Origin of the sequence: Rhizobium sp. SJZ105, from assembly GCF_007828365.1 — a bacterium.
GTDB lineage: Bacteria > Pseudomonadota > Alphaproteobacteria > Rhizobiales > Rhizobiaceae > Agrobacterium > Agrobacterium tumefaciens.
On the sequence record NZ_VIUP01000004.1, the window covers coordinates 291,667 to 317,332 of the forward strand.

The 25,666-nt window shown below is 58.1% G+C and carries 20 protein-coding genes; 10 read left to right on the forward strand and 10 right to left on the reverse strand.

Annotation, left to right across the window (positions count from 1 at the left end; translation table 11 throughout):
* The first annotated feature begins 18 nt into the window (after window positions 1-18).
* The 4 genes from FB593_RS16255 to fdhD all read left to right on the forward strand — a co-directional run bounded on the left by FB593_RS16255 (window position 19) and on the right by fdhD (window position 4,008).
* The gene (locus FB593_RS16255) at window positions 19-897 is read left to right on the forward strand and encodes a F0F1 ATP synthase subunit gamma (protein WP_003516748.1); all 879 of its coding nucleotides are present in this window, start codon (window positions 19-21) and stop codon (window positions 895-897) included.
* Between the two features lie 23 nt (window positions 898-920).
* Window positions 921-2,375 (forward strand): F0F1 ATP synthase subunit beta, encoded by a 1,455-nt coding sequence (atpD, locus tag FB593_RS16260; RefSeq protein WP_003516750.1) that lies wholly within the window; start codon window positions 921-923, stop codon window positions 2,373-2,375.
* A 129-nt stretch (window positions 2,376-2,504) separates the two neighbouring features.
* A complete protein-coding gene (locus FB593_RS16265) occupies window positions 2,505-2,915 on the forward strand; it encodes a F0F1 ATP synthase subunit epsilon (RefSeq protein ID WP_003516751.1) in 411 nt (136 codons plus the stop codon).
* 277 nt (window positions 2,916-3,192) lie between these two features.
* Window positions 3,193-4,008, forward strand: coding sequence for a formate dehydrogenase accessory sulfurtransferase FdhD (gene fdhD, locus FB593_RS16270; protein ID WP_080800154.1), 816 nt, complete (start codon window positions 3,193-3,195; stop codon window positions 4,006-4,008).
* Window positions 4,009-4,051: 43 nt separating this feature from the next.
* On the opposite strand, the gene FB593_RS16275 is transcribed toward fdhD, so the two are convergent.
* The 5 genes from FB593_RS16275 to FB593_RS16295 form a co-directional block, all read right to left on the reverse strand.
* Entirely contained in the window at window positions 4,052-5,824 is a 1,773-nt protein-coding gene (locus FB593_RS16275; RefSeq protein ID WP_038492338.1) for a methyl-accepting chemotaxis protein, read from the reverse strand.
* A 372-nt stretch (window positions 5,825-6,196) separates the two neighbouring features.
* Window positions 6,197-6,673 (reverse strand): chemotaxis protein CheW, encoded by a 477-nt coding sequence (locus FB593_RS16280; protein WP_003504949.1) that lies wholly within the window; start codon window positions 6,671-6,673, stop codon window positions 6,197-6,199.
* Between the two features lie 167 nt (window positions 6,674-6,840).
* The gene (locus FB593_RS16285; RefSeq protein WP_145166749.1) at window positions 6,841-11,001 is read right to left on the reverse strand and encodes a translocation/assembly module TamB domain-containing protein; all 4,161 of its coding nucleotides are present in this window, start codon (window positions 10,999-11,001) and stop codon (window positions 6,841-6,843) included.
* Window positions 11,002-11,046: 45 nt separating this feature from the next.
* Window positions 11,047-12,972, reverse strand: a complete 1,926-nt coding sequence (locus tag FB593_RS16290; protein ID WP_019566066.1) for an autotransporter assembly complex protein TamA — start codon at window positions 12,970-12,972, stop codon at window positions 11,047-11,049.
* 175 nt (window positions 12,973-13,147) lie between these two features.
* Complete coding sequence (locus tag FB593_RS16295; RefSeq protein ID WP_003492347.1) at window positions 13,148-13,399, reverse strand: YMGG-like glycine zipper-containing protein; 252 nt, start codon at window positions 13,397-13,399, stop codon at window positions 13,148-13,150.
* A gap of 371 nt (window positions 13,400-13,770) precedes the next feature.
* Between FB593_RS16295 and hemA the strand changes: the two genes are divergently transcribed.
* Window positions 13,771-14,988 carry a 5-aminolevulinate synthase gene (gene hemA / locus FB593_RS16300; RefSeq protein WP_019566067.1) on the forward strand — a complete coding sequence of 406 codons (1,218 nt, stop codon included), beginning with the start codon at window positions 13,771-13,773 and terminating at the stop codon, window positions 14,986-14,988.
* 35 nt (window positions 14,989-15,023) lie between these two features.
* Here the strand turns inward: hemA and dxr are convergent, their stop codons facing one another.
* A complete protein-coding gene (gene dxr, locus FB593_RS16305; RefSeq protein ID WP_026330906.1) occupies window positions 15,024-16,217 on the reverse strand; it encodes a 1-deoxy-D-xylulose-5-phosphate reductoisomerase in 1,194 nt (397 codons plus the stop codon).
* A 163-nt stretch (window positions 16,218-16,380) separates the two neighbouring features.
* On the opposite strand from dxr, the gene FB593_RS16310 reads away from it, so the two are divergent.
* Both FB593_RS16310 and FB593_RS16315 read left to right on the forward strand, forming a co-directional pair.
* Window positions 16,381-17,082, forward strand: a complete 702-nt coding sequence (locus FB593_RS16310) for a phosphatase PAP2 family protein (protein WP_019566069.1) — start codon at window positions 16,381-16,383, stop codon at window positions 17,080-17,082.
* Window positions 17,083-17,110: 28 nt separating this feature from the next.
* A complete protein-coding gene (locus FB593_RS16315; RefSeq protein ID WP_019566070.1) occupies window positions 17,111-18,367 on the forward strand; it encodes an FAD-dependent oxidoreductase in 1,257 nt (418 codons plus the stop codon).
* A 6-nt stretch (window positions 18,368-18,373) separates the two neighbouring features.
* Here the strand turns inward: FB593_RS16315 and FB593_RS16320 are convergent, their stop codons facing one another.
* The 4 genes from FB593_RS16320 to FB593_RS16335 are packed head-to-tail and all read right to left on the reverse strand — an operon-like array spanning window position 18,374 to window position 22,271.
* The gene (locus FB593_RS16320) at window positions 18,374-19,300 is read right to left on the reverse strand and encodes an ROK family protein (RefSeq protein ID WP_019566071.1); all 927 of its coding nucleotides are present in this window, start codon (window positions 19,298-19,300) and stop codon (window positions 18,374-18,376) included.
* Window positions 19,301-19,303: 3 nt separating this feature from the next.
* A complete protein-coding gene (gene nagA / locus FB593_RS16325) occupies window positions 19,304-20,470 on the reverse strand; it encodes an N-acetylglucosamine-6-phosphate deacetylase (protein WP_112290069.1) in 1,167 nt (388 codons plus the stop codon).
* On the reverse strand, window positions 20,467-21,489 hold the full coding sequence (locus FB593_RS16330) for an SIS domain-containing protein (protein ID WP_003516766.1): 1,023 nt from the start codon (window positions 21,487-21,489) through the stop codon (window positions 20,467-20,469). Before FB593_RS16330 ends, nagA begins: the two co-directional genes overlap by 4 nt.
* Before the next feature lie 26 nt (window positions 21,490-21,515).
* Window positions 21,516-22,271 (reverse strand): GntR family transcriptional regulator, encoded by a 756-nt coding sequence (locus tag FB593_RS16335; RefSeq protein ID WP_013636867.1) that lies wholly within the window; start codon window positions 22,269-22,271, stop codon window positions 21,516-21,518.
* A 439-nt stretch (window positions 22,272-22,710) separates the two neighbouring features.
* On the opposite strand from FB593_RS16335, the gene FB593_RS16345 reads away from it, so the two are divergent.
* Genes FB593_RS16345 through FB593_RS16355 form a run of 3 tightly spaced genes read left to right on the forward strand, consistent with a single transcriptional unit; the run spans window position 22,711 to window position 25,643 of the window.
* Entirely contained in the window at window positions 22,711-23,892 is a 1,182-nt protein-coding gene (locus tag FB593_RS16345; RefSeq protein WP_003516769.1) for a Gfo/Idh/MocA family protein, read from the forward strand.
* 12 nt (window positions 23,893-23,904) lie between these two features.
* Entirely contained in the window at window positions 23,905-24,789 is an 885-nt protein-coding gene (locus FB593_RS16350) for a carbohydrate ABC transporter permease (RefSeq protein ID WP_003516771.1), read from the forward strand.
* The gene (locus FB593_RS16355) at window positions 24,786-25,643 is read left to right on the forward strand and encodes a carbohydrate ABC transporter permease (RefSeq protein WP_003516772.1); all 858 of its coding nucleotides are present in this window, start codon (window positions 24,786-24,788) and stop codon (window positions 25,641-25,643) included. The genes FB593_RS16350 and FB593_RS16355 overlap by 4 nt, the downstream gene beginning before the upstream one ends.
* The last annotated feature ends 23 nt before the right edge of the window (window positions 25,644-25,666 follow it).

Here is a 25,666-nt window from a genome sequence, read left to right on the forward strand (position 1 = left end):
TACTCGGACGGATAACGGATGCCTTCACTAAAGGATCTGAAAAACCGCATTGCCTCCGTAAAGGCGACGCAGAAGATTACCAAGGCGATGAAAATGGTCGCCGCGGCGAAGCTTCGGCGCGCCCAGGAAGCTGCGGAGGCCGCCCGGCCTTATTCTCAGCGCATGGGCGCCGTTCTTGCCAACATCGCCAAGGCGGTAGAGGCGGACGTCGCTCCGGCGCTGATGACCGGCACCGGCAAGGACAACGTGCATCTGCTCGTTGTCTGCACGGCTGAACGTGGTCTTTGCGGCGGTTTCAACTCGCAGATTTCCCGTTTTGCCCGCGATCAAGCCCGCAAGCTGATTTCCGAAGGCAAAACGGTCAAGATCATCACGGTCGGCAAGAAGGGTTACGACAGCCTTCGTCGCGAATTCGCAGCTAATATCATCGAGCGCATCGAACTGCGCGAAGTGAAGAAGGTCGGTTTCGAAAACGCCGACCAGATCGCCAAGAAGGTGATCTCCCTGTTCAATGCGGGTGAATTTGACGTCTGCACGCTGATCTACTCGGAATTCAAGTCCGTCATCAGCCAGATCCCGACCGGTCTGCAGCTTATTCCTGCCGCAGTCCCTGTTGTGGAAGAGGTTGAGGCAACGCAGAGCGCCGTCTACGAATATGAGCCTGATGCGGCTTCTATTCTGGAAGACCTTATTCCGCGCAACATTTCGGTTCAGGTTTTCCGGGCTCTGCTCGAAAACGTTGCCGGTGAAATGGGCGCCAAGATGAGCGCGATGGACAACGCAACGCGCAATGCCGGTGATATGATCAACAAGCTGACGCTTTCCTACAACCGTCAGCGTCAGGCTCAGATCACCAAGGAACTCATTGAAATCATTTCGGGCGCGGAAGCGCTCTGAGGTAAGGAAAGAGGGTAAGGATAATGGCTAAGGCAGCTACCCCCAAGAAAACCGCAGCGGTGAACGGCGCGGGCAAGGTTACCCAGGTTATCGGCGCTGTTGTCGACGTGGCGTTCGAAGGCGAACTGCCTCCGATCCTCAACGCGCTCGAAACCGATAACAACGGCAACCGCCTCGTTCTGGAAGTCGCTCAGCATCTCGGCGAAAACGTCGTACGCACGATCGCCATGGACTCGACCGAAGGTCTCGTCCGCGGTCAGGTCGTCGCTGATACGGGCGCCCCGATCGAGGTTCCTGTCGGTCTGGAAACGCTCGGCCGCATCATGAACGTCATCGGTGAGCCGGTTGACGAAGCGGGTCCGATCGTAACGGCCAAGAAGCGCGCCATCCACCAAGACGCACCGTCTTACGTCGAGCAGTCGACTGAAGGCCAGATCCTCGTTACCGGCATCAAGGTCGTTGACCTTCTGGCTCCTTACGCCAAGGGCGGCAAGATCGGCCTGTTCGGCGGCGCTGGCGTTGGCAAGACGGTTCTCATCATGGAACTGATCAACAACGTCGCCAAGGCGCACGGTGGTTACTCGGTATTCGCCGGCGTGGGTGAGCGTACCCGCGAAGGTAACGACCTCTATCACGAAATGATCGAGTCGAACGTCAACAAGCTTGGCGGCGGCGAAGGTTCCAAGGCAGCTCTCGTTTACGGCCAGATGAATGAACCGCCGGGCGCCCGCGCTCGCGTCGCTCTGACCGGTCTGACGATCGCTGAAAACTTCCGCGACGAAGGCCAGGACGTTCTGTTCTTCGTGGACAACATCTTCCGCTTCACGCAGGCTGGTTCGGAAGTGTCGGCTCTTCTCGGCCGTATTCCTTCGGCTGTGGGCTATCAGCCAACGCTCGCAACCGACATGGGCCAGATGCAGGAACGCATCACCACCACGAACAAGGGTTCGATCACCTCTGTTCAGGCGATTTACGTTCCCGCCGACGACTTGACCGACCCTGCGCCGGCCACTTCGTTCGCGCACCTTGACGCAACGACGGTTCTGTCGCGTTCGATCGCAGAAAAGGGTATTTACCCGGCTGTTGACCCGCTCGACTCCACCTCGCGCATGCTCGACCCGATGATCGTCGGTGAAGAACACTACGAGGTTGCCCGTAAGGTTCAGTCGACCCTGCAGCGCTACAAGTCCCTTCAGGACATCATCGCCATCCTCGGCATGGACGAACTGTCGGAAGAAGACAAGCTGACGGTTGCCCGCGCCCGTAAGATCGAGCGCTTCCTGTCGCAGCCGTTCTTCGTCGCCGAAGTCTTCACCGGTTCTCCGGGCAAGCTCGTCGCACTCGAAGACACGATCAAGGGCTTCAAGGGCCTGGTCAACGGCGAATACGACAGCCTGCCGGAAGCAGCTTTCTACATGGTCGGTTCGATGGAAGAAGCCATCGAAAAGGCAAAGAAGCTGACTGCTGAAGCTGCCTGATTATGAATTGGCGGGCGCGTGGTTCGACCACGCGCCTCGCCGACGATGACGGTGAAACCGGAACGGCTTTGCCGGCGTTTTAATAAACAAGTCCGTGACGCCCGCGTAATTGAAAAGAAGTGAATAGCCATGGCTGACAGTTTCAAATTCGATCTCGTTTCCCCGGAACGTCTGCTGGTTTCCGAAACGGTTACGGAAGTCGTCATTCCGGCTACGCTGGGTGAGATGACGGTTCTGGCCAATCACGCGCCCACCATGACGACGATCAAGCCGGGCCTGGTGACGGTGAAATTCGCCTCTGGCGAAACCCATAAATACGTCGTTTTCGGTGGTTTTGCCGATATTCTTCCGACAGGTTGCACGCTTCTCGCCGAATCCGCTGTTTCGGCTGACGATATGTCCCCTGACACGCTGCAGAAGCGCATCGATTTGGCCAAGGCCGAAATCCAGGAAGGCAATCATCACCACGAACATCTGACCAAGCTTGAAAAGCATCTCTACGAACTGACGAACCTGCATGAGGTTCTCGTCGCCGCTTGAAAGCACCGGGCGGGTTCGAAAGAATGACTGTCCACACAATACCGAAAACAAAAAAGCGGCCGTTTCGGTCGCTTTTTTGTTTTCGGCCACTGCCTGTTTTCTTAAGCAGGCAGAAAAATCTGAGTTCTCGTTCCAGTAAAAGCGTCTCGGTCCGCTCATTACGTTTGCGGAAATCGATTCCGATTTTCAGGGCGATAGGCTAGACATGAGGGTGAAAAGTAACATCGCTGTTGTCGATCGAGAGCAGACGAGAAGTCATGTTTCTTGTCATGGAGGGATGATCGCCGTGTCGATAGAAGCCAGTTATCGAAGGGTCGCAAGATCCGCGCTGCGACAGGGCGCCCTCAGCACGGGGGAGCGCGCCGTGCCGGAGGAGGTGCCGGTTGCCTTTTCTTACGGCGGCAGCACCCATGCCGTGATGATGGCTAGTCCCGCTGATCTTGTCGATTTCGCCGTCGGCTTCAGCCTGACGGAGGGCATCATATCGGCACGCACCGAAATCCGGGCGATAGAGGTCATTGAAGCCGGGCAGGGCTATGATGTCCAGGTGGATCTGATGGATGCCGAGGCTGATGCCCTGCGGGCGAGACGGCGGCATATGGCGGGTCCGGTTGGTTGCGGTCTGTGCGGGATCGAATCCATAGAACAGGCGGTTCGCGTGGTCCCCGATCTCAGCGGCGCGAGAATGTCGATCCACGGTGATGATATCGTTGCCGCGGTGAAAGCACTGAGCGACGCACAAAGCCTCAACCGCGAAACGAGAGCCGTTCACGGTGCGGGTTTTTATAGTCCTCAAGATGGTTTGCTTGCGGTGCGCGAAGATGTCGGTCGCCACAATGCGCTGGACAAGTTGGCCGGTGCTGTCGTGAATGCCGGTATTTCCGCCAAGACAGGCATTGTTGCCGTCACCAGTCGCCTGTCGGTGGAGATGGTTCAGAAGACAGCGATCCTTGGTAGTCCGGTTATGGCAGCAATTTCGGCTCCTACCGCGCTTGCCATCGAAACCGCCGAGAGTGCGGGCATCACGCTTGTTGCGCTGGTGCGGGGTGAAGACTTCGAAATCTTCACCCGTGCGGACCGCGTCATTTTATAATGCCAGTTGCCGGCCGGCATTGGCATCCGGGCTTCGAAGCATACTAAAACTCCGCCCATTCGGGCGCAGCATTTCCGTGAGACCTTGCCGTTGTGTATCGCGGCTGTGGTGCTGTCAGCCTCGTTATTGCAGCGGGTCTTTTATTGATCGGCTGGGCGGATGATACCTGTCCTTCGCGCGATATTCTGAACTGCCGCAGCAATTCGTGCAGGTTGTCCGCTTCATTGGCGAGGCCGTGGCTGGCGGCAGTGGTTTCTTCCACCATGGCGGCGTTTTTCTGGGTCGCCTGATCCATAACGTTGACGGCCTGGTTGATTTCTCTCAGACCGTTGGCCTGTTCGCGCGAGGCCTCGACGATGGCCGAGACGTTGGCATCGATTTCGCCCATTTGCGATTGAATATCCCGCAGCGCACCGCCGGTTCTGCCAACCAGATCGACGCCATTGGCGACCTGTTCGCGGGAGGTGTTGATGAGGGACTTGATTTCCTTGGCAGCAACTGCGGATCGTTGCGCGAGTTCCCGTACCTCTTGGGCGACCACCGCGAAACCCTTGCCCGCTTCACCGGCACGGGCAGCTTCGACGCCCGCATTCAGCGCCAGTAGATTGGTCTGGAATGCGATGTCGTCAATGACGCCGATGATGTTGGTGATTTCACCGGAGGAGCGCGAAATCGCGTCCATGGCGGAAATTGCCTGCTGAACGACTTCACCGGAATGTTCGGCATGTTCTCTCGTGCGCAACACCAGTTTCCCGGCCTCGCCGGCGCGCTGGCTGGCATCGGTCACGGTAGTGGTGATTTGCTCCAGCGCCGCTGCGGTTTCTTCCAGCGAGGCCGCCTGCTGTTCGGTTCGCTGCGACAGCTGATCGGCGGCTATGCGGATTTCACCCGAGCCGGATGCGATTGTCGAAGCATTGTGAGCGATCGTCTGCATGGTGGACTGAAGCTTGCCGACCACGTCGTTGAAGTCCTGGCGCAATTTCTCCATGCTGGGCACGAAGCTGCTATCGAGGCGCTGCACCAGGTCACCCTCGGCCAGTGCCTGCAAGGCATCGGCGAGAAGGGTGATGGCGCTCATACGCGGCGTCACGTCGGTTGCGAATTTCACAACCTTCACCACCTTGCCTGTCTCATCCAATACCGGGTTGTAAGCGGCCTGGATCCATATCTCCTTGCCGTTCTTTCCATAACGAACAAATTCGTCCGAGATGAATTCTCCGGATGCCAGCCGCGGCCAGAAATTGGCATAGGCTGGCGATGCTGCATAGGCCGGATCGCAGAACATACGGTGGTGCCGGCCTTCGATTTCCTTGAGGTCGTAGTTTACAGTGGCGCAGAAATTCGGATTGGCGGTAATGATCGTGCCATCCGGCAAAAATTCGATGGTGGCCTGGGAGCGTGAAAGCGCTTCGAGTTTGCCAGCATCTTCTACAGCCTTGATCTTCTTGGCTGTGATGTCGGTCGCTATCTTGACAACCTTATAGGGTTTGCCTGACCTGAAGACGGGGTTGTAGGAGGCCTCGATCCATATGGTCGATCCATCCTTGCGTATGCGGCGATATTCCTTGCCCTGAAATTCGCCGCGCGCAAGAGATTCCCAGAATTCTTGGTATGCGTGCGATGCGACAAATTCCCGGTCGCAGAAGATACGATGATGCTTGCCGACGATCTCTGCGAGATCATAGCCCAGCGTCACACAGAAATTGCTGTTTGCCGTAAGAATATTGCCTTTAAGATCGAATTCTATGACTGCCTGCGATCTGGATATCGCATCGAGCATATTTCGATTGTCTGCGCTTTTCCCTAACCCCAGCATTAGCGTCCCCCAAATAGCGGCCTCGGCGCGCGCTGCCGCACAGGAGGTGTGGTCGGCGCCGTATCATGTTGAACAACGAACAGGTTCTGCCGCCAAAGGCAGCAATGCAGGCACTTGCGATTTGTCAGCCTCGGTCAGGTATCGGACCCCGCGTGATGTGATGTAGGCGCGATACTGTTCGTCGGCTTTTAATATTAGACATCTATAATATTAAAATGTTCTTATTTAATAAAAGAGGCGGTCATGAAAACAAAAACCGCCGGGCAGGTGCTCCGGCGGTTTGGTTCAATGGTCAATAGTCTCGTATTTGAGCCTTTGTTCTTAGGTTGCCTAAGAACGCGAACCGGCCGTCATGCAAAGGAATTGCAACGATCAGGCGGCGAGATCTTCCGCTTCGGTTCCCTTGAACATCTTTGCAAGGTTCAGGAAGCAGATCATGCCATGTTCGTTGGCAATGATGCCTTCGGAGTAGGACTTGTCGAAAGAGGCCGAGATTTCCGGAACCGGCTGGACCTGATTTGCCGGGATCGTCAGAATGTCCGAAACGCGATCGACGAGCATGCCGATGACCATGTTGTGCACTTCGGCCACCACGATGGCGCTTCTTTCATTTGCGACGGTGCTTTTCATTCCGAGTTTGTGTGCGAGATCGATGATCGGAATAACCGAACCGCGCAGGTTCATGACGCCGATGACGTCTTTCGGCGCGTGGGGAATGGGCGTTGAAGGCGCCCAGCCGCGAATTTCGCGGATAGTCGTCGTCTTCACGCAGAATTCCTGATCATGCAGGCGGAATGCGATGATTTCGAGCGTCTCGCCGCCAAAGTTGGTAGAGTTTATCATTGCCATCAGAATTCTTCCCAATGCTCGCTGTGGAGGCCAGCGCAAGTGCACCGACACTTGCATATGCGAATTTGGCGTTCTGCCTGGTGCCTGAACAGCCGGAAACAATATTTTCCGCCTTCAATGGAAGATTCGTAGCATGAGATGGTTTCGCAAACCTAAATGCGAAGACTTCAATATTCTTTCTCGTAAAATATACCGGCTGCACCTTCGCCATTACCGCCCGCTTCACCGCGCAGCTTCACGCCGCGCCCGACATCGAGGTTGATGATGGCCTTTGCGCCGGAATCGCCGCTTTGCTGCAGTTCGAGATAGGTTCGCTCGTTGAGATATTTGCCGGCGGAAACGCGGGCCTGGCCTTCCGAATCCGTCGAGATGTCGAGATCGTCGACACCGAGATTGCTTCGCAGCTTGTCGAACAACGAGGTGGAGCGCCCACCGGCAAGCTGGGCTGCCGCATCCGCCAGCCGCGCGATCTGCAAGGCCGAGAGCTTGGACATGGATTGGCCGAAGATCAGCTGTGCCATAACCTCATCCTGCGGCAGAGCCGGGGTTGAGGAGAAGGCGAATGTCGGGTCGTTGGCATTGCCGGAAACCGCAACGGTGATGGTGGCGGAACCAGCGGTGGACTGCGCCTCCATATCCAGAACCGGCACGAGGCCGCCGCCGAAGGTTATCTTGCCCGTATTGAAATCGAGACGGCGGGTGAGAATTTCGAGCCGTCCACGGCGCATTTCAAAACCGCCGGAGATGACGGGAACAGCTGCCGTACCGCGAATGGTCAGATTGCCGGTCAGTTCTGCGTCGACGCCCCGCCCACGCACGAAAATGCCGCTCGGTGCGCTCACCTGCAGATCGAGATTGATGGTCGATGAACTACCACTGCCGCCCTGATCGTTGCCGAGTGCCTTTACCTGCGCCCGCACCTGCGGCGGGGCGTTCTTGTGCTTGACGTCGATTTCCGTCAGCGAGGCTGGAAGTTTCTCCGGGATGGTGATGGCGCTTCTGTCCAGCGTCAGCTTGCCGCCAAGCACGGGCGAATTCAGAAGCGGACCCTTCAGCGTCAGCGTGCCGCTCACGATGGTCGTCACCAGCGTGCCATCATTGTAACCGGCGCGGTCCAACGTGATCGTGATGTCGGCTGGAAAGCCCGAACCGCCCGTTATACCGACGCTACCCGTTCCCGAGATCGTTCCACCGCCGGCAAGCTTTCCCGTCAGCCGGGAGATGACGGCGCGATCACGATCGAAGGTGACCGTTGCTGCCAGCCCGTTGACCGTGAGGTTACGGCGCACGTCGGTCAGTCGTGTACCATCGGTGGTGATGCTGCCGGTAACGACAGGCGCGGAAGCGCTGCCGGAAATCTTCACATCGATGGCGGCGGTGCCGTCCACATCGAGGCCCTGTGCTGCGGTTTGTGCGGCAACGGCGGAGAAGGGCAACCTCCCGGAAAAGGCCATGGAAAGTGGACGGTTACCGGCAATGCCGAGGGAACCGCCGCCCGAAAGCGACATACCGCCCTGACCGGTTACATTCGTATCGATCTGCAGGGTGCCGCCGGCGAAACGGCCGTTTGCCTTGATGCCGAGCGCTGCAAGCCCTGCCGCACGCGTCTGGGCAACCTCGGCATTCGTCCAGTTCAGATTATAATCGACCGCTGGGTCTGAAGCCGTGCCCTTGGCGCTGACTGTCCCGGATATACTCCCCGCCGCATCCAGCCCGGTGGCGAAGGCATTTGCGAGGTTCGCGGGAAGCGAGCGGATATTGGCGTTGATGTCGAGTGTCGAACCCGCCGTGCCGTTTACCTCGACGCGGCCGTCGCCGGTGATGATAGTCAGACCGGAGATGCGGGCCGTGCCGTTCTCGATCGCAATTGTACTCGGCTCTTCGAGCCGTACGGCAATGCCCTTGGGGGCGGCCGAGAAGGCATCGAGCCGCACCGTCATAGGCGATCCGGCGGTATTGGCACTGCCCTTTACCACGAGCGGCGCATTGTCGTAGCGTCCGTTGACATCGAAGTTGGTGGTCGTGCCGGAATGGCCAATGGTCGCATTCAGCGCCGAAATCGCCGCGGTGCCAGCATTGACGCTGTCGGCGCTGACCTTGCCGTTGATGGCGAGCGCCTGAAGGTCGTCGATGGAGATATCGGCAGCGAGCTTCGAAATAACCGTTGTGCCCTGGCGGATACTGCCGCCATTCGCCTTTATCGTCGCGGCAATCCGGCCGTTATAGTTACTGAGTACGATGTCGCCGGCAATATCGCCATCTGCCTGTTGCGCGGCAAGTGCCGCCAGCAGGGCCAAGTCCGGGAAATTGAACGACAGATTGCCAGATGGCAGGAACTGTTGCGAGAATTGCAGCTTGCCGTTCAAGATGTTGCGACCCACTGCCACATGAAGCTCGGGTATTGCCGTGCCGTTTTCTGTCTGCACCACATTGGCGTTGGCGTCGATCTTCTGCCGGTCGAGGCTGCCGCTGGCGGTCAGTTTTGCCTGCGGTGCGGCCGGATCGGCCTTGCCTGCGGCATTGACCTTCAGGGCTTCAAGCTTCCGTCCGGCAAGAGTGGCACTTTCGGAGCTTAAGGTGACATTGAAGTCGGGCGCGGCAAGCGCGCCGCTGGCTTCAATTGCAAAATCGGCAACGCCCTTTGCCTGTGGCGTCAGTTTTTCGAGAGCGGGAAACTTGCCCGTCAGATTGGCGCTCAACGCGTCGTCTTCGAGACTGACATCACCTGTCGCTTCAATTGTTCCGGATTTGACCACGAGGTTCTGAACGCTTGTGCGCCCGCCAATGATCAGGTCGATATCGCCCTGCAAAGCTATGGTGGTATCGAATTTTTTCGCCAGCGCTGGCGGCAGGGTGGCGGGCAACGCGAAGAGCTGCACGCTGGATGTCAGGCGATTGTTGGCGAGGTCGAAACTGCCGTTCAGCGTTCCGCCGACACTGGCGCTCTCCAGCGTCGCGCCGTCAAAGCCGATGGTCGACGAGGTGAGGCTGACCGGCGCCTTGATGGTGACCGGCGCACGCACCAGCCGGTCGATATCCGGGCTGACGAAGGACGATTGTGCCACGGAGAGAATGGTGTCGATGGTGCCGCTGCGATCGGCAATGTTGAGATTGCCGCTCCTGGCCGTCAGCTTGACATCATCAAGCCTACCCTGTGGCAGGGAAAGGCTGCGCAACGATGCCGTGGTGTTGAGATGAGCGGCATCAGCGTTGCCCTTCAGGGAAAGATCAATGCCATTGATGAGGGCCTGGATCTCGCCATTGTTTAGCGGCCAGCGGAAATCCACTGGCCCGGCGGTGCCGATGAGGTTGGCACTAAGATCGTTCTGGCCGTTCCGATCCACGGTGCCCGAGGCCGTCAGCAGCAATGTACCGGTTTCCAGCGTGCTGCTGCCGATTTCGATGCGCCCCTGTGGTGAGAGCGTGGCGTTTGCATCAAGTTTCGTCTCGCCGGCAAAAAGCTGCCGGAAAGCGGGGGGCAGAAGCAGATCGGGCTGGCCGCCGCCTGCGACCTCGATACGCCGCGTGCCGTCGTCTCCAAGTAGATGGTGGCCGGTGACGTTGAGCACGGGGTTGCCGGCGACGTTGCCGCGCAGAGTGCCGGTCCAGTCAGAAAGCGGACCTTCACCGTTCACATCGATCGCCACGGCGGGTGTGCCCGGAAGCGAGAGCAGCGTGGCCAGAAGCCCGCCCTCGGGCTCCTTCATCTCCGCTTTCAACTTCAAGACATTTTCATTCGGCAGAAACGCGATGTCCGCATTGATGGCAGCGTCCGGCGTGCTCTGCCGGTGGGCGGTGAGCGATAGCCTGATATCGTCCTGCGCGGCCTTGAGATTGCCCTCGGCGGTCAGCTCGAAGTCGCGGCCAAGAAGGGATTGTCCGAGGCTAATATCGGGGAAATCGAAACTGTCGATGTCGATTTCAATCGGCAGGGACGAACTGCCGGAGCTTTTGGTCGATGTTTGCTCAGCGGGAAGCGGTTTGCGATCGACATCAATCGATCCGGCCGACACCCGGTCGGCGTGGAAGGTTCCGGCAAGAAGCGAGAGCGGCGACCAGTCAACGGCGATCTGGTTCACGCGGGCGTAAGGTCCCTGCCGATCCGAAAGGGTGACATTGTCGAGCCGCAGGCGACCGGTCAAAAGACCGCTGGGTGGAGAGATTTCGATTGTCTGGTCGGGCGTGGAAACGAGCGATGAAATCTGCTTTGCGGCAATTCTTGCACCCATCGGGGTAAGACCGACGAACAGAACCGCAAGCAACACCAGCACCACGCCGCAAAGAGCAGCGTAGCCCAGCCATTTCAGCAATCGAATCAACGTTGTCATCAAGCGTAATCTACACTTTGTTGCTAGGGTGTTCGATGGCGGCGTTTAAAAAGACTGGCCGATGCCAGCATAAATGCCGAAATTGTTGCCACCATCATATTTTTCAAGCGGCATGGCGACATCAAGACGCAAAGGCCCAAAGGGCGTTGCGTAACGCAAACCAATACCGGCGCCAGCCCGGATATCGGAGAAATCAGGGGTCACGCTGTCGGATACCACACCCGCATCGATGAAGGGCACGATTCCGATCGTATCGGTGACCTTGATACGGGCTTCGATGGAGCCAACCACGTAAGAGCGGCCGCCAGTTGCATCACCGGCTGCATTATAGGGCGATATTTCCTGGTAGCTATAGCCGCGGACGGATCCACCGCCGCCGGCATAAAAGCGCCTTGTGGTCGGTATGTCCTGCAGATTGCTGCCGCCGACGAGCACGCCGCCGGAAAGCTTTCCGGCCATGATCAAGCGATCTTCGGCGCCGAGTCCCTTATAACCCGAAATAGAGCCTTCAAAGGAGGAAAAGAAAGTGCCGTTCAGCGCTTCGTAGCTGGGCTTGGCGGCCACCGATGCACGAAAGCCTTCAGTGGGGTTGAGCTTGTCGTCGCGCGTATCGCGAACGAATTCCAGCGGTATGGAGGTGGTCAGATATTTGTTCTTGCCGAATGCGTCTTCGGTATCTGCCCACTGCACCTCGAGACCGGCGGCTGCGGTATCGGTGTCGTTCAGCTCATAACTGAAACCGGCGGCTCCAGTTATGGTCTTGGCCTCATAGGTATCGGGATGTTCGGTCTTGGCGATCAGGCTGGTCTTGAATGTGGTGCGCGGGTTGAACATGCCGGGCTTTGTGAAGGTGATGCCCGCCGAATAGTCCATGCCTTCAACGCTCGATGCTTCGGCGATGCGTGAAACCGAACCCTCGATCCGCAGCGATTCCGCCTGCCCGAACAGGTTCCTGTGGCCCCAATACCCCTGGAGGCCAATGCCTTCCGTGGTGGAATATTGTGCGCCGACGCCGAAATAACGGTGCTTGCCCTCTGACACCTCGATGGTGAGCGGAATGGAGCCATCGCGCGACAGCGTTCCTGCTTCCTTGATTGTCAGGCTGGAAAAGACGCCGAGCTGGCGTAGCCGGTCTGCGGCCTTGCGCAGTTTTTCCGGCGAGTAGGGTTCGCCGCCATTGAGGCGCGAATAACGGCGGATGAAGTCGCCGTCGACGGTTTTTTCGCCGGTGACGGTAACCGCGCCGAGGGGTGCCACGGGGCCACCTTCGGCAGCCATGGTAATATCGACCGTGTTCGTCGCGTGGTTTGCAACGGCCTCGCGTTTCGTCAGCTTCGCAAGCGGGCGGCCTTCGGCTTTCAGATCATCGATCAGCTTGTTGCCGGCGCGGATGATTGCCAGAGATCCGGCATCGCCGCCGGTGACGAGACCGTATTCTTCAAGGTTGCGGCCCGTCACATCGCCCTCGAGCCTGATATTGCCGAGCGTGAAGACCGGGCCGGGGGTGACGGTTATGACAACGGGCACCGGAGCGGAGTGATCGAACACCGGATTGGGTGGCAGATCGTCCACATCCTTGCCGGCGACCGTGACCTTGACGATGCCGCCATATCGGGCGTTTTCGTAAAGCGCTGCGATCAGCCTGTCCCTGTCATCACGCGCCTTGATCAGAAGGCCGAGATCGCCGGAGGCCGGTTTGTCCTTGTCGGCCAGAAGAAGCGAGCTGTTTTCCAGGCTGCCTTTGAGAGATTTGTCTGCATCGGCAGCATTCAGCGTCACGGCATATTTGACCGGATTTATAACTTCGATCTCCGGTTCTTCCGAACCCCAGAGACGCACGCCGAACAGCTTGAAAGCAAAAGCATCGCGAGTAAACGCCGGGTACAGGGCGAACGTAACGGCAACCGCAAGAGCGGTGCCAGCTTTCCGATACGCAATACCTGTCTTCGGGTTAGTCCGTGTTCTTCGCATAAGCTGCTTTATGGTTGAGCATTTATTATGGCTCTGACCCGTTTCCTGTCCGTTAACAGTGCAGTTTAATCATAAATAAACGGCGTTGAGGACCCTTCGGACTGTGTTTTGCCCGCCTTAACGCAAAAAGCCCCGGATGACCGGGGCTTCTGTGCAACGGTATCTCGTGCAGCTATTAACGGCAACGCGCCGTGTAACGCTGACCGTACTGGTCGCGATAATAGCAATAGCCCGGTTCGGATGCATTGCCGATCAACGCGCCGCCAACGCCACCGATCGCCGCGCCCACTGCCGCGCCACGAACGTTGCCCGTGATAGCGCCGCCCAGGACCGCACCGGAAACGGCACCGATCGAAGCACCCTTTTCAGTCTGCGTGCAGCTTGCAAGCGACAGGCCGACCAGCGCAAATATGATTGCCTTTTTCATGAAACTCTCTCCAACGTTACAATGAGCTCTTCGGCTCGGTAGGCGTCCCATATTTATCTGCGGCGACTGCTACCTCCGACCGCCACAGATAACTAACAATTCGATACCGTTTAGGGAAGCCTCCTCTTTCAGGCGTTCTTCCGCGCGTAAATCGATTGCGTCCCAAACAACGGCGCCGTTTGAAAAAGGTTCCAAATTTCCGGGTTTTTTGATGTGAATCAATTTTGTACTTTTCATCGGCGTCTATAAACGGTTTATTGGAATGGTTCAAAACAACGGCGAATTGACGCAGACGTGGTTAAAGCAGCTCGCAAGGGTTGACGGTCCCGGTGTCGAGGCAGAAAACGATCTGGTCAATTCTGGAGCATGGCATGGACTTCGAGGCATTTTTTACGACGGAACTGCAGAGCCTGCATTCTGAGGGACGCTATCGCGTTTTTGCGGATATCGAACGCCAGCAGGGGAATTTTCCCCGCGCGACACGGTACAACGCCAATGGCGAGCGCAAGGACGTAACCGTCTGGTGTTCCAACGATTATCTGGGCATGGGCCAGAACCCCAAAGTCATCGAAGCCATGAAAGCCGCCATCGATCACTGTGGCGCGGGTGCGGGAGGCACCCGCAACATTTCTGGGACCAACCATCATCACGTCCTGCTGGAACAGGAACTTGCCGATCTGCACGGCAAGGAATCGGCGCTGATCTTCACGTCGGGTTACGTTTCCAACTGGGCGACACTCGGCACACTTGGCCAGAAAATTCCGGGCCTCGTCATTTTCTCCGATGCGCTCAACCATGCCTCGATGATCGAAGGCATCCGTTACGGCCGTTGCGAGCGGGTGATCTGGAAACATAATGATCTCGAAGATCTCGAGGCAAAGCTTAAGGCAGCCGATCCAAGCGCGCCGAAGCTCATCGCCTTTGAATCCGTCTATTCGATGGATGGCGATATCGCCCCGATCAAGGAAATCTGCGATCTTGCCGATCGTTATGGCGCCATGACCTATCTCGACGAAGTCCATGCCGTTGGCATGTACGGACCGCGCGGCGGCGGCATTGCCGAGCGCGAAGGCCTGATGGATCGCCTGACGATCATCGAGGGAACGCTCGGCAAGGCTTTCGGCGTGATGGGCGGTTATATTGCCGGGTCCACGGCGGTCTGTGATTTTATCCGTTCTTTCGCCTCCGGTTTCATCTTCACGACGGCCCTGCCGCCGTCGCTCGCTGCCGGCGCAATCGCCTCGATCCAGCATCTGAAGGCAAGCCCCTTTGAGCGCGCCCGCCATCAGGACCGGGTGCGCAAGCTGCGGGGGCTTCTGGATGCACGCGGCATTCCGCATATGGACAATCCCAGCCATATCGTACCGGTCATGGTGGGCGATGCCGCCAAGTGCAAATGGATTTCGGATATCCTGCTCGACAATCACGGCGTCTATGTCCAGCCGATCAACTATCCGACCGTGCCGCGCAAGACCGAGCGTCTGCGTATCACGCCGACACCGCTGCACACCGATGCCGACATCGAACAGTTGGTCGGCGCGTTGCACCAGCTCTGGTCGCATTGTGCGCTGGCGCGGGCGGTGGCTTAAGGCCTCAGTTCAAACAAGAGAAAATCGGGCCGCGTTTACGCGGCCTTTTCTTTGCTGGCGATCAGTTCCCGCGCATGATTGCGGGCTTCCCCGTCCGCCGAAAATACGTCTTCAATGCTGTTGGCTGATCGGCCGTCATGCATGCGGTCCATGACCGTTTCGACGATTTCGGCCATATCGAGAAAACCGATGCCGCCTTCGACGAAGGCGTGAAAGGCGGTTTCTTCGGCGGCATTCAGGGCCGCGCCCTGCAAGCCTCCGCGCTCCAGCGCCGTGCGCGCCAGTCGGAGTGCTGGAAACCGGGTTTCATCAGGCGCTTCGAAATCGAGCCGCGCCAGCTTGGCAAAATCCAGGCGCTCGACATTGAGATTGCCGCGCTCAGGATAGGTGAGGGCATAAGAGATGGCGGTGCGCATATCGGGCGAGCCGAGCTGGGCGATATAGGAGCCATCCGTATAACCCACCATCGAATGTATGATCGACTGCGGATGAACGATCACCTCCACCTGCTCGGGCCTGAGATCGAAGAGATATTTCGCCTCGATCATTTCCAGCCCCTTATTGAACATCGAGGCGCTGCCGATCGATACCTTCAACCCCATCGACCAGTTGGGATGTGCGCGGGCGATATCTGCCGTGACATTGGCCATCTGCTCACGCGACCAGGTGCGGAACGGTCCGCCGGACGCGGTGAGTACGATGCGCTCCACGGCCTGTTTGTGATCGCCCGTCAGGCACTGGAAGATCGCGCTGTGTTCGCTATCGACCGGGATCAACCTGCCGCCGCCCTGTTTGACCGTGCGCAGGAAAACATCGCCTGCGGAAACGAGGCATTCCTTGTTGGCAAGCGCTATGTCTGCGCCGCGCCGTGCGGCTGTCAATGTCGGGGCAAGACCAGGTGTTCCGGCAATCGCTGCCATTACCCAGCCGGCCTCCATCGAGGCCGCTTCTTCGAGGCCGGATTTGCCCGCCGCAACCTCAATGCCGGTGCCGGCAAGGGCCGCTTTCAGCGCTTCGTATTTGCCATCCTCGGCGGTTACCGCAAGCTGCGCGCCGAATTCACGCGCCTGTTGCGCCAGAAGATCGATGTTTCCGGCGCCGGTGAGCGCCGTAATCTCGAATTGTCTGCGACCACCCAGCTGACGGACGACATCCAGTGTGTTCGTACCGATCGAACCCGTCGAACCCAATATCGTCAGCCTGCGTGGCATTTCACTGGTATCTGTCATCTTCCGTCCGTCGGTCGTTTCCGGTTGCCCGAAACCGATGCATAGTTTCTGGCGACATGCACTAGCCTCTACTCGTGAAAACCCGTCATAACAAGGACACAGCCGGGCTATTGTTTTTGCGGATGGCAAAGCCATATGCAAGAAAAACGATGAGAGAATATTGATGCGACGTTTTCTGGTTTCCAGCGGTTGGATTTTTGCGGCAAGCCTTGTGCTGGTTCTGGTCTTTATTCCTTTCGACCCACGCCTTTCGGAACATGCTCAAGCCCTGCCGGGAAGGATAGTTTCCTTCAATCGCTCCATTACCGATTTCGGTACTTTCAGCTGGATGCTTTATTCCACCGGCGCTCTTGCCATCCTCGCCTATGTCGGCGCGCGGGTCCTGCAGGCGCGGACCTACGCCGGGCGGCTGAGAACGGCATGGCGGCTTCTCGCTTACTTCTTCCTGACGATCGGAACGGCGAGCATATTGGTCCACACGCTGAAATTCCTGATCGGGCGGGCGCGGCCGGAGCTTTTTCTGGAAATGGGTGCCTATAGCCTCACGCCTTTTACCGGTGACAATCTTTATGAGAGCTTCCCGTCAGGCCATTCGACGGCTGCCGGAGCGTTTTTCGGTGTTTTCGCCATGCTGATGCCGCGCTTCCGCTGGGCGTTCCTGCTGCTTGCGCTTGTCATTGGTGTTTCACGCGTCATCGTCGGCGCGCATTATCCAAGCGATGTGGCCGCCGGGCTGTTGCTTGGCATGTGGACGGCCATGGCCTTCGCCTTTATCTTTGCCCGGTCCGAAATGCTTTTCCGTTTCGATGCAAATGGTTGGCCACAGCCGAAAAATGCAAACCTGCCGCCGGCGGATGCACGATAGAGACGTTTAACGGACAGGGGGGGCGGTGATGGAAGAAGCGAAAGTCGTGCCGAAGAATGACGGCAGGGCCGTTCAGCACATCCGCACGTCCGTTGTCGTGGCCGGTGGCGGGCCGGCCGGCCTGATGCTTGGCCTTTTGCTTGCCCGCAGCGGTATAGACGTAACGGTTGTCGAGAAACATGGAGATTTTCTGCGCGATTTTCGCGGCGACACCATTCACCCCTCCACGCTTGAACTGATGGAGCAGCTGGGTTTCGCCGAGGAGTTCCTGAGCTTCCCGCATACGCGTGCGCCACGGCTGAACGCAGTCATCGGCGGCGAGCGTATCACGATCGCAGATTTTTCGCGGCTGCCGGTCCATCATCGTTTTATTGCCTTCATGCCGCAATGGGATTTTCTCAATTTTATCGTCGGCAAGGCCGGGCAATATGAGAATTTCCGGCTGCTGATGAATGCGCCGGTAACCGGCCTGATCGAGAGCGACGGGCGTGTTGGTGGCCTCATGGTCAATACGCCGGAAGGCCCAATCGAGATCGCCGCTGATCTGGTGGTGGGCGCGGATGGCCGCAACTCCATCGTCCGCGAGGCGGCGGGACTTGAAGTACAGCACTTCGGCATCCCGACCGAGGTGCTTTGGATGCGCCTTTCGAGACAGCCGGGTGATCCGGCCGACACCATGGGCCATGCGGGTTCGCGGCAGGGTTTCGTGATGATCAACCGCGGTGACTACTGGCAATGCGGGTACGTGGTGCGCAAGGGCTTTTTCGCTGACATGAAGATTGAGGGACTTGAAGCCTTCAGGAACCGGGTTGCGGAAATCTGCCCTTTCCCGCGCGAGAGGCTCGACGAAATTACGAGCTGGGATGACGTGCATCTGCTCACCGTCCGTATCGATCGGTTGAAGCGCTGGTGGAAGCCCGGCCTGATCTGCATCGGCGATGCGGCCCATGCCATGTCGCCCGTCGGCGGTGTCGGCATCAATCTTGCCATTCAGGATGCGGTTGCTGCGGCCAATGTTCTGGTGCCGGTATTCACATCCGGCCGGACCATTGCCGATGATGACCTCGCCGCCATAGAGAAACGGCGATCCTTTCCAACCAAGGCCACGCAATTCTTGCAGCGGATGATGCGTGTCGGTCGCAAGAAAGAGCAGACGGAAACGGCGGAAAAGCCGAAAGGCCCACCCGCCATCGTGCGGGCGATCATGCGGTTTCCACTTTTTGCCCATCTGACCGGCAGGCTGGTGGGGTTGGGCTTTCGTCGGGAAAAGATCGAGACGGTGTGACGCGGCTTAAACCGCGTTCACGATTTCCTTCGCATATTTCAGCCCGATAACGGCGGAACCAATCAGCCCCGGCTCGATCCGGCAAATGGCAGGCACGACGAGCGGCCTGTCGAAGCGCCTGAGAATGCGGCCCCTGACGGCTTCGTCCAGAGCTGTCACGAGTTCCCTTGAATTCGAAAGCCCGCCGCCGACGGGCACGATGGTTGCGCCGGTGACATTGATCACCATCGCCAGCGGCGAGGCGAGAATATCAATGAGTACATCGATGGTTCTTGCGGCTTGCGCATCGCCTGCCTGCCAGGCGGCAATAATATCCTCACTGGTCATATCCTGCCCGTGAAGATGCAGATGCAGCTTTTCCATGCCGCGCGCGCTGCCGATCGCGTCGACACAGCCGGTAAGGCCGCAACCGCATTCGAATCGCGGCAGCGATACCGGTGGATTGCCGGCCAATGTCGCGGCCACTGGCCCATGTCCCCACTCGCCAGCGAAGCCGCCGTCGCTGTTGATGAGCTTGCCGTCAATCACCAGCCCGCCGCCGACACCTGTTCCAAGGATAACGCCGAAGACGACGCGATGTCCTTGTCCGGAGCCAATTTCCGATTCGGCGATCACGAAACAATCCGCATCGTTCGAAACGATAACGGGAAGGTTCAGGGCTTTTTCCAGATCGTCTTTTAACGTTCTGCGGTGAATGCTGGGAATATTGGCGACTGTCGCCTTTCCCGTATCAAGATCGATGACGCCTGCGATCGACAGTGATACGCAGTCGGGTGTGCCGCCGCTGTTGTCGATGACGGATTTCAAGCCGGCAGCGAAGTCTTCGAAGCTGGTTTTGGGCGTTGGTATACGCGGTACGGGGCGAATATCGTCCGGGGCATGGGCAATCGCGCCCTTGATGGTCGTTCCGCCGATATCGAAACAAACGATCATGGTTCAGACTCCGGAACGTGTGGCATCGTAGATTTTTTCTCCGCCAATCCATGTTGAATGCATCTGGAGGTCTGGTGTCAGCATCACGAAATCAGCATCGAAACCGGCCAGGAGTTTTCCCTTGCCGGAGGCGCCGATTGCCTGCGCCGGATAGGCGGATGCCATTCGCAAAGCTTCTTCCAGCGGCATTTCCATCTTCTCACGCATGAAGCGGATGCAGGAGAGCATATCTATATCCGCTCCCGCCAGCGTGCCGTCGGCCAATGTTAGCCGTCCACCGTTGCGATAGACGCGCCGGCCGTTCAGTTCGAAACCGTCATCATCCGTGCCGATGGTGGACATGGCGTCGGTGACAAGGAAGATGCGGGCCGGGCCATTCTTGGCGCGCAGCGCAATGCCGATTGCGGCCGGATCGACATGGAATCCGTCGGCTATAAGCCCGCAATGCAACTTGCCGTTCGAAAGTGCGGCCCCGACCAGCCCCGGCTCGCGGTGGCCAAGCGGGCTCATGGCATTGAAGAGATGCGTTACCATGGATGCGCCTGCATCAGCATAGGCCGTCGCAACATCGAGACCGGTGTCGGTATGGCCGAGGCTGACGACGATGCCGGCGTCGCTGAGTGCTGCAACCTGCTCGACAGTAACATTTTCCGGGGCAATAGTTGTCAGCACGAATGGGAGTTCCGCCTTGCAGCCGGTCAGGACCGCGAGGTCGTCCGTCTCCATCTTGCGGATCAACGCCGGATCATGCGTGCCCTTGCGCGCGACAGAAAGATGCGGCCCCTCGAAATGCAGGCCGAGGAAACCGGGCACATGCTCCTTGCCCGCGGCAATCCCCGCCTGCGCCGCCCTGAAAGTCACGTCCGACCGGTCGGTGATGAGCGTCACCATCAAAGCCGTCGTGCCGAACTGGGCGTGGGCGGAGCAGATGCGGGCAATGCCAGCCACATCCGGCTGGTTGTTGAACATGACGCCGCCACCGCCATTGATCTGAAGGTCGATGAAGCCCGGCGCGATCAACAGCCCATCTGTATCGATCACTTCGGCGTCGGCAGGCACGCTGTCCAGGACAGCGGCAACGCGCCCTTCGCGGATCAGGAGCACCTTGTCATCATGCCATTCGGCGCCATCGAAAATGCGGGCGCCGACAAATGCCTTTATGCCGCTCATTGGGTTTCAGTCACCTTCTTCAATGCCACGGGAGCATCCGGGTTGAAGCCTCTTGCGCGCGACAATTGCTCGATGAAGCCGTAAAACGGTGCGATAAGCAGCAATGCATCGGTCAGGGGATGGTTGGTTTCCACGAAGGGCAAGGGCTTGGCCGGGCTACCCTTGGCGGATGTGACGAAAACATTGGCGCCTTTGTGGGCAAGGCTTGCGGCAATATCCGTAACGGAGGTCTCGGCGCGGTCGCGCGCGGCAAAGGCGATTACCGGAAATTTCGGTGCGACCAGCGAAACCGGGCCGTGCATGACTTCTGCCGACGAATAGGCTTCCGCGTGCAGCTCGCAGGTTTCCTTGCATTTCAGCGCGGCTTCCGCGGCAATCGCAAGGGCGGGGCCGCGGCCCAGCATATAAAGTGAATCCTCACCCTTCACAGCCTCGCCAATATGGCTCCAGTCAAGCGCGATCGCCTTGGCGAAATTCTGCGGCAGGGTGCTGACGGCCTTCGCGAGCAGGCTGTCTTCCGTCCATTCGGCAAGGATGGCCAGACCGGCGACAATGGAGTTGACGAAGGACTTGGTTGCGGCAACTGCCTTTTCCGGTCCCGCCTGGATGTCGATGGCGTGATTGGCTGCGTCTCCAAGGGGGGAGGGCAGGGTGTTCACGAGGGAGAAGGTAAGCGCTCCGCCCTTGCGGGCACTTTCCGCCAAAGCGACGATGTCAGGGCTTTTGCCCGATTGCGATACGGCGAAGGCTGCCGCCCGTTCCAGCCGCAGTTTCGTCTGGTAGATCGAGGCGAGCGAAGGGCCGAGCGAGGCGACTGGAAGCCCTGTCTGTAACTCGATCGCATATTTCAGGAAATGCGCGGCGTGATCGGACGATCCGCGGGCAATGGTGACGATAACGGCCGGGTCACGGGCTTTCAGCTTGTCTCCGGCCTGCCGGAAGTCGGCACTGGTATTGTCCAGCAGACGGGCGACGGCATCGGGAATCTCGTTGATTTCCTGGCGCATCAGGGTTGTCATCGTTTTCTGTCCTTGGTCGATGTGTTTCAGTCGGAGGTCATCGTCAGTTCGGCGACGAGGTCGTAGGCGTCGCTGCGATAAAGGGCGCGCGATATTTCCATGAGGCGGCCGCTTTCGAGATAGGCCATGCGCTGGACGGAAAGTGCAGCAGACCCGGGGGGAACTCCAAGCAGCATCGTTTCCTCATCCGTAAGGTTGCGCGCAGAGATGCGCTGGATGGCGCGGACGGGGCGAATATCGCTTTTCGCAAGCTCCTGATAAAGCGAGTTTTCCACCAGCTGTGGGTCCGGCAGAATATCGCCCGGCAGGCTCGTGACTTCTAGCGCGATCGGCTGGTCGTTGGCAAGGCGCAGTCGCGTCAACCGGGCAACCATGGCGGATTGGGAAAGGCCGAGAGCCATCATCTCGTCACCGGTCGGGTAAAACAGGCCTCTTTCAAGCCAGCGCGTGCTCGCCACCATTCCCCGGCGGCGCATATCCTCTGTAAACGAGGTAAGCTTGGTCAACGGCTGCTGCATACGGGTGATGGGTTTGACGACAAAGGTGCCCGACCCATGCCTGCGGACGAGAAGTCCGTCGCGAACGAGATCGTCCACAGCCTTGCGCACCGTGACGCGGCTGACGCAGGCGCTTTCGGCAATGTCGCGCTCGGGCGGCAGGGCATCGCCATGTTTGAGGCGGCCGCCATTGATGGCGTCTTCAATCGTCTGACGCAGTTTCAGGTAAAGCGGGCCGCCGCCTCCCGATTGCAGGTCGTCCAGATTAAGCACTGCCCCGTTCATCCATAACCTCTGTCACAATCGATGTGGCGAATTCCGGCTATACCATATGCGTCACAATCGGCAATACCAAAATAGAACCATTAGTGGATTTGTACGATTAATCGGTGGTTTTTTCGATCATTTGCCGAATAATAAGGCCTCTTGCTTGAAATTTCCGCATTAACCAAAAAAAATTTCCGGCAATTGGAATTGCTATAGACGATTGGCATTTTTTTGGTATTGTTTTTGTATCAGTGGCTGACGGCGCTCTATCTTGCGCCTGTCTCCGCTGGGGAAATCGGTCTCCGGTCCTCACTAGGATTTGCGAGATCGAATTTAACTTGACCGTTATGAAAATTAATTTCATCGTGGCGGAAAATTATCGCAGATATCAGGATAACCAGCAAAGAAATGGTTGCTTCTGCGAAAATGAATTACGAATGAACAGGGAACAAAGTTCATGAAGGTGGGAATTATCGGACTCGGATTCCGTCTCGGTTATCTGGGCTACGTTTTTCACGAGATCGACAAGGATTTCGAGATCGTCGGTTATGTCGATCCTGCCCCGGCCGGTCTGCCGGGTCTTGAGGAAAAGGGCATTTCGGCTGGCAAGGCCTATGACAGCCCCGAGGCGCTGATTGCCGGCGAGACATTCGACCTTTTGATGATCGGCTCACCGAACCATATGCATCTGGAGCATATCCGCATCGGGCTTGAAGCCGGTTGCACCATTTTCTCGGAAAAACCCATCGTCGTCAGCATCGAGGAAAGCCTCGAACTCGCCCGGTTGCTCAACAAGCATGGACATGAGCGGCTGCTGGTCGGTCTGGTCCTGCGTTACTCGCCGCTTTACCGCGATCTGCGCGCCGCGCAGGCCGAAGGCAAGCTGGGTGACGTCGTCTCCATCGAGGCTTCGGAACATATCCCGCCCTATCATGGCGCGTTCTTCATGCGCGACTGGCGGCGTTACGAGAACTATTCCGGCTCCTTCATGCTGGAAAAATGCTGCCACGACCTCGATCTCTATAACGGCGTGGTGGGTGCCCGGCCGCGTTTCGTGTCGAGCTTTGGCGGGCGCAAGAGCTTTACGCCTGCAAATGCTCCGCAAAATGACGGCATCAACGACATGGAAGTCTACCATCGCAAGCCGAGCGGCTGGATGGGTTCCGACAAGGTTTTCGACAGCGACGGCGATATCATCGACTACCAGACCGCGATCGTCGAATATGAAAATGGCGCATCGCTCGCCTTCCATACCAATCTGAACGTTCCCGACGATTTCCGCCGTTTCTGCGTCATCGGCGCCAAGGGCATGGCCGAGGGCGATTTCGTGCGCGGCTTCCTGAACGTGCACAATGCCCGCACCAACGAAAAGACCGTTGCCAAGACCTATTCGGCGGCAACCGTGCTCTCCCAGCATTATGGCGCTGATGAGCAGATGGCCGAGGACGTGATCAACCATGTCGTCAAGGGGACGCCCCTGCCGGTTTCCGCGCTCGATGCGATCGAGGCCGGTATTCTGGCGCTCGCCATGGACGAGGCGCGCCATGGCCGCAAGGTGGTCGATCTCAAGCCGGTGTGGGAGGAATATGATCTGGCACTCCACGGGCAGTTGAAGTCGCCCGCCGTGAAATCGGCTTAAGGGGGCGCTGCGATGGATGCGAAACGCAGCGCGGTCATCTTTGCCTGGCTTCTTCTTTTGCCGGCGCTTTTATACATCACTGTTATTGTTGCTTATCCGCTCGTCGATACCTTCATCCTGTCCTTCACGGACGCGTCGTTGAAAAAGACGACGAACTGGGTGGGTTTCATCAATTACGAGAAGATCTTCAACGAGACTTTCGCCGGGGTCATCACGCGGACCTTTATCTGGACGTTCTTTTCCGTCTCGATAAAGATGATCATCGGCACCTTCGGTGCGGTGTTGCTGAATTCGGCCGTTCCCGGTCGGGCCCTGTTTCGCATCCTGACGATGCCGCCATGGATCGTGCCGATGGCTATCGGCATCTTCATGTGGGGCTGGATGTATAACGGCCAGTTCGGCATGATTTCCGGTGTTCTCCAGAACCTTGGCCTGGTGGACGGTCCAGTCGCCTTCCTCGCCTATGGCAGCACGGCTTTCTGGGCGACCATCATCACCGACGTATGGATCGGCGTGCCGATGGTGACGCTTTATCTGCTGGCGGCAATTCAGGCCATTCCGCAGGATCTTTACGAGGCAGCCTGGACCGACGGCGCCAGCCGCACTTACCGCTTCCGCCGCATCACGTTGCCGCTGATGCTGCCGGCCATGATTACCATGTCGATGATCTCGCTGATTTCGACCTTCAATTCCTTCGACATCATCTGGATCCTGACACAGGGCGGACCGACGGGCCAGACGACGACCATGATCATCGACACCTACAAGACGGCGATCGGTTCCTACAAATACGGTGAGGGCGCAGCGCGTGCAGTGCTGATCTGCATCTTCCTGTCCATATTCACCTACTTCTACTTCCGCATCACCAGCCGTATCTCGCAGGAGACCAGCCGATGACCGACAAAAATGCGATGATCAACCGTTACAGATGGTATGAGATCGTCGGGATTTATTGCGGCATCGCCGTATTCCTGACCTTCGTGCTGGCGCCGTTTGTCGAAGGGTTTCTGGTTTCGCTGAAACCGCTCAGCCTGCTTTTTTCGTCACCGTATAAGTTTTGGCCGGAAAACGGCTCCTTCGAAGCTTACCGGACCATGTGGGTCAGCGTTCCCGGCTTTGCCCGCTACGTCTTCAACTCCTTCTTCATCTCGACGATATCGACGATCATCGTTCTGCTTCTGGTGGTGCCGGCGTCCTATGCTTTCGCGCGGTTCCAGTTTCGCGGTCGCGGGCAATTGCTCGGCGCGTTTCTGGCGATCAACATGTTCTCCGGTGCGGTGCTTCTGATCCCGCTTTACCGGCTGATGCGCAATATGGGCGTCCTGAACACCTATCTGGCGATGATCATTCCCGGCGCCGCCTTTTTGATCCCCACTGCCATCTGGCTTTTGCGAACCTACATGCTGCGTATTCCGCGCGAACTGGAAGAGGCGGCCTATGTGGACGGCGCGAGCTATTTCTATACCTTCCGCCGGGTGATCCTGCCGCTTGCGATGCCTGGCATCGCCGTCGTGTCCATCACCACCTTCATCGGTGCTTATGCGCAGCAGTTCATCTTCGCGCTCACCTTCAATTCCAAGACCGAATATATGCCGCTGCCCATCGGCCTGTTTGCCTATTTCGGTCGTCAGGAAGTCGTCTGGAATGAGTTGATGGCGGCCAGCTTCGTCGGCATTGCGCCGGCCATGGTCGTCATCTTCTTCATGCAACGCTATCTCGTCAGCGGGCTTACCGCCGGCGCGGTGAAATAATCAACAATAGGAACGACCACCAG

What these genes read in the sequence shown, in the direction of transcription:
- FB593_RS16255 (WP_003516748.1), top strand. Translation starts at nt 19, where the DNA reads ATGCCTTCACTAAAGGATCTGAAAAACCGCATTGCCTCCGTAAAGGCG.
- atpD (WP_003516750.1), top strand. Translation starts at nt 921, where the DNA reads ATGGCTAAGGCAGCTACCCCCAAGAAAACCGCAGCGGTGAACGGCGCG.
- FB593_RS16265 (WP_003516751.1), top strand. Translation starts at nt 2,505, where the DNA reads ATGGCTGACAGTTTCAAATTCGATCTCGTTTCCCCGGAACGTCTGCTG.
- fdhD (WP_080800154.1), top strand. Translation starts at nt 3,193, where the DNA reads ATGATCGCCGTGTCGATAGAAGCCAGTTATCGAAGGGTCGCAAGATCC.
- FB593_RS16275 (WP_038492338.1), bottom strand. Translation starts at nt 5,824, where the DNA reads ATGCTGGGGTTAGGGAAAAGCGCAGACAATCGAAATATGCTCGATGCG.
- FB593_RS16280 (WP_003504949.1), bottom strand. Translation starts at nt 6,673, where the DNA reads ATGGCAATGATAAACTCTACCAACTTTGGCGGCGAGACGCTCGAAATC.
- FB593_RS16285 (WP_145166749.1), bottom strand. Translation starts at nt 11,001, where the DNA reads ATGACAACGTTGATTCGATTGCTGAAATGGCTGGGCTACGCTGCTCTT.
- FB593_RS16290 (WP_019566066.1), bottom strand. Translation starts at nt 12,972, where the DNA reads ATGCGAAGAACACGGACTAACCCGAAGACAGGTATTGCGTATCGGAAA.
- FB593_RS16295 (WP_003492347.1), bottom strand. Translation starts at nt 13,399, where the DNA reads ATGAAAAAGGCAATCATATTTGCGCTGGTCGGCCTGTCGCTTGCAAGC.
- hemA (WP_019566067.1), top strand. Translation starts at nt 13,771, where the DNA reads ATGGACTTCGAGGCATTTTTTACGACGGAACTGCAGAGCCTGCATTCT.
- dxr (WP_026330906.1), bottom strand. Translation starts at nt 16,217, where the DNA reads ATGACAGATACCAGTGAAATGCCACGCAGGCTGACGATATTGGGTTCG.
- FB593_RS16310 (WP_019566069.1), top strand. Translation starts at nt 16,381, where the DNA reads ATGCGACGTTTTCTGGTTTCCAGCGGTTGGATTTTTGCGGCAAGCCTT.
- FB593_RS16315 (WP_019566070.1), top strand. Translation starts at nt 17,111, where the DNA reads ATGGAAGAAGCGAAAGTCGTGCCGAAGAATGACGGCAGGGCCGTTCAG.
- FB593_RS16320 (WP_019566071.1), bottom strand. Translation starts at nt 19,300, where the DNA reads ATGATCGTTTGTTTCGATATCGGCGGAACGACCATCAAGGGCGCGATT.
- nagA (WP_112290069.1), bottom strand. Translation starts at nt 20,470, where the DNA reads ATGAGCGGCATAAAGGCATTTGTCGGCGCCCGCATTTTCGATGGCGCC.
- FB593_RS16330 (WP_003516766.1), bottom strand. Translation starts at nt 21,489, where the DNA reads ATGACAACCCTGATGCGCCAGGAAATCAACGAGATTCCCGATGCCGTC.
- FB593_RS16335 (WP_013636867.1), bottom strand. Translation starts at nt 22,271, where the DNA reads ATGAACGGGGCAGTGCTTAATCTGGACGACCTGCAATCGGGAGGCGGC.
- FB593_RS16345 (WP_003516769.1), top strand. Translation starts at nt 22,711, where the DNA reads ATGAAGGTGGGAATTATCGGACTCGGATTCCGTCTCGGTTATCTGGGC.
- FB593_RS16350 (WP_003516771.1), top strand. Translation starts at nt 23,905, where the DNA reads ATGGATGCGAAACGCAGCGCGGTCATCTTTGCCTGGCTTCTTCTTTTG.
- FB593_RS16355 (WP_003516772.1), top strand. Translation starts at nt 24,786, where the DNA reads ATGACCGACAAAAATGCGATGATCAACCGTTACAGATGGTATGAGATC.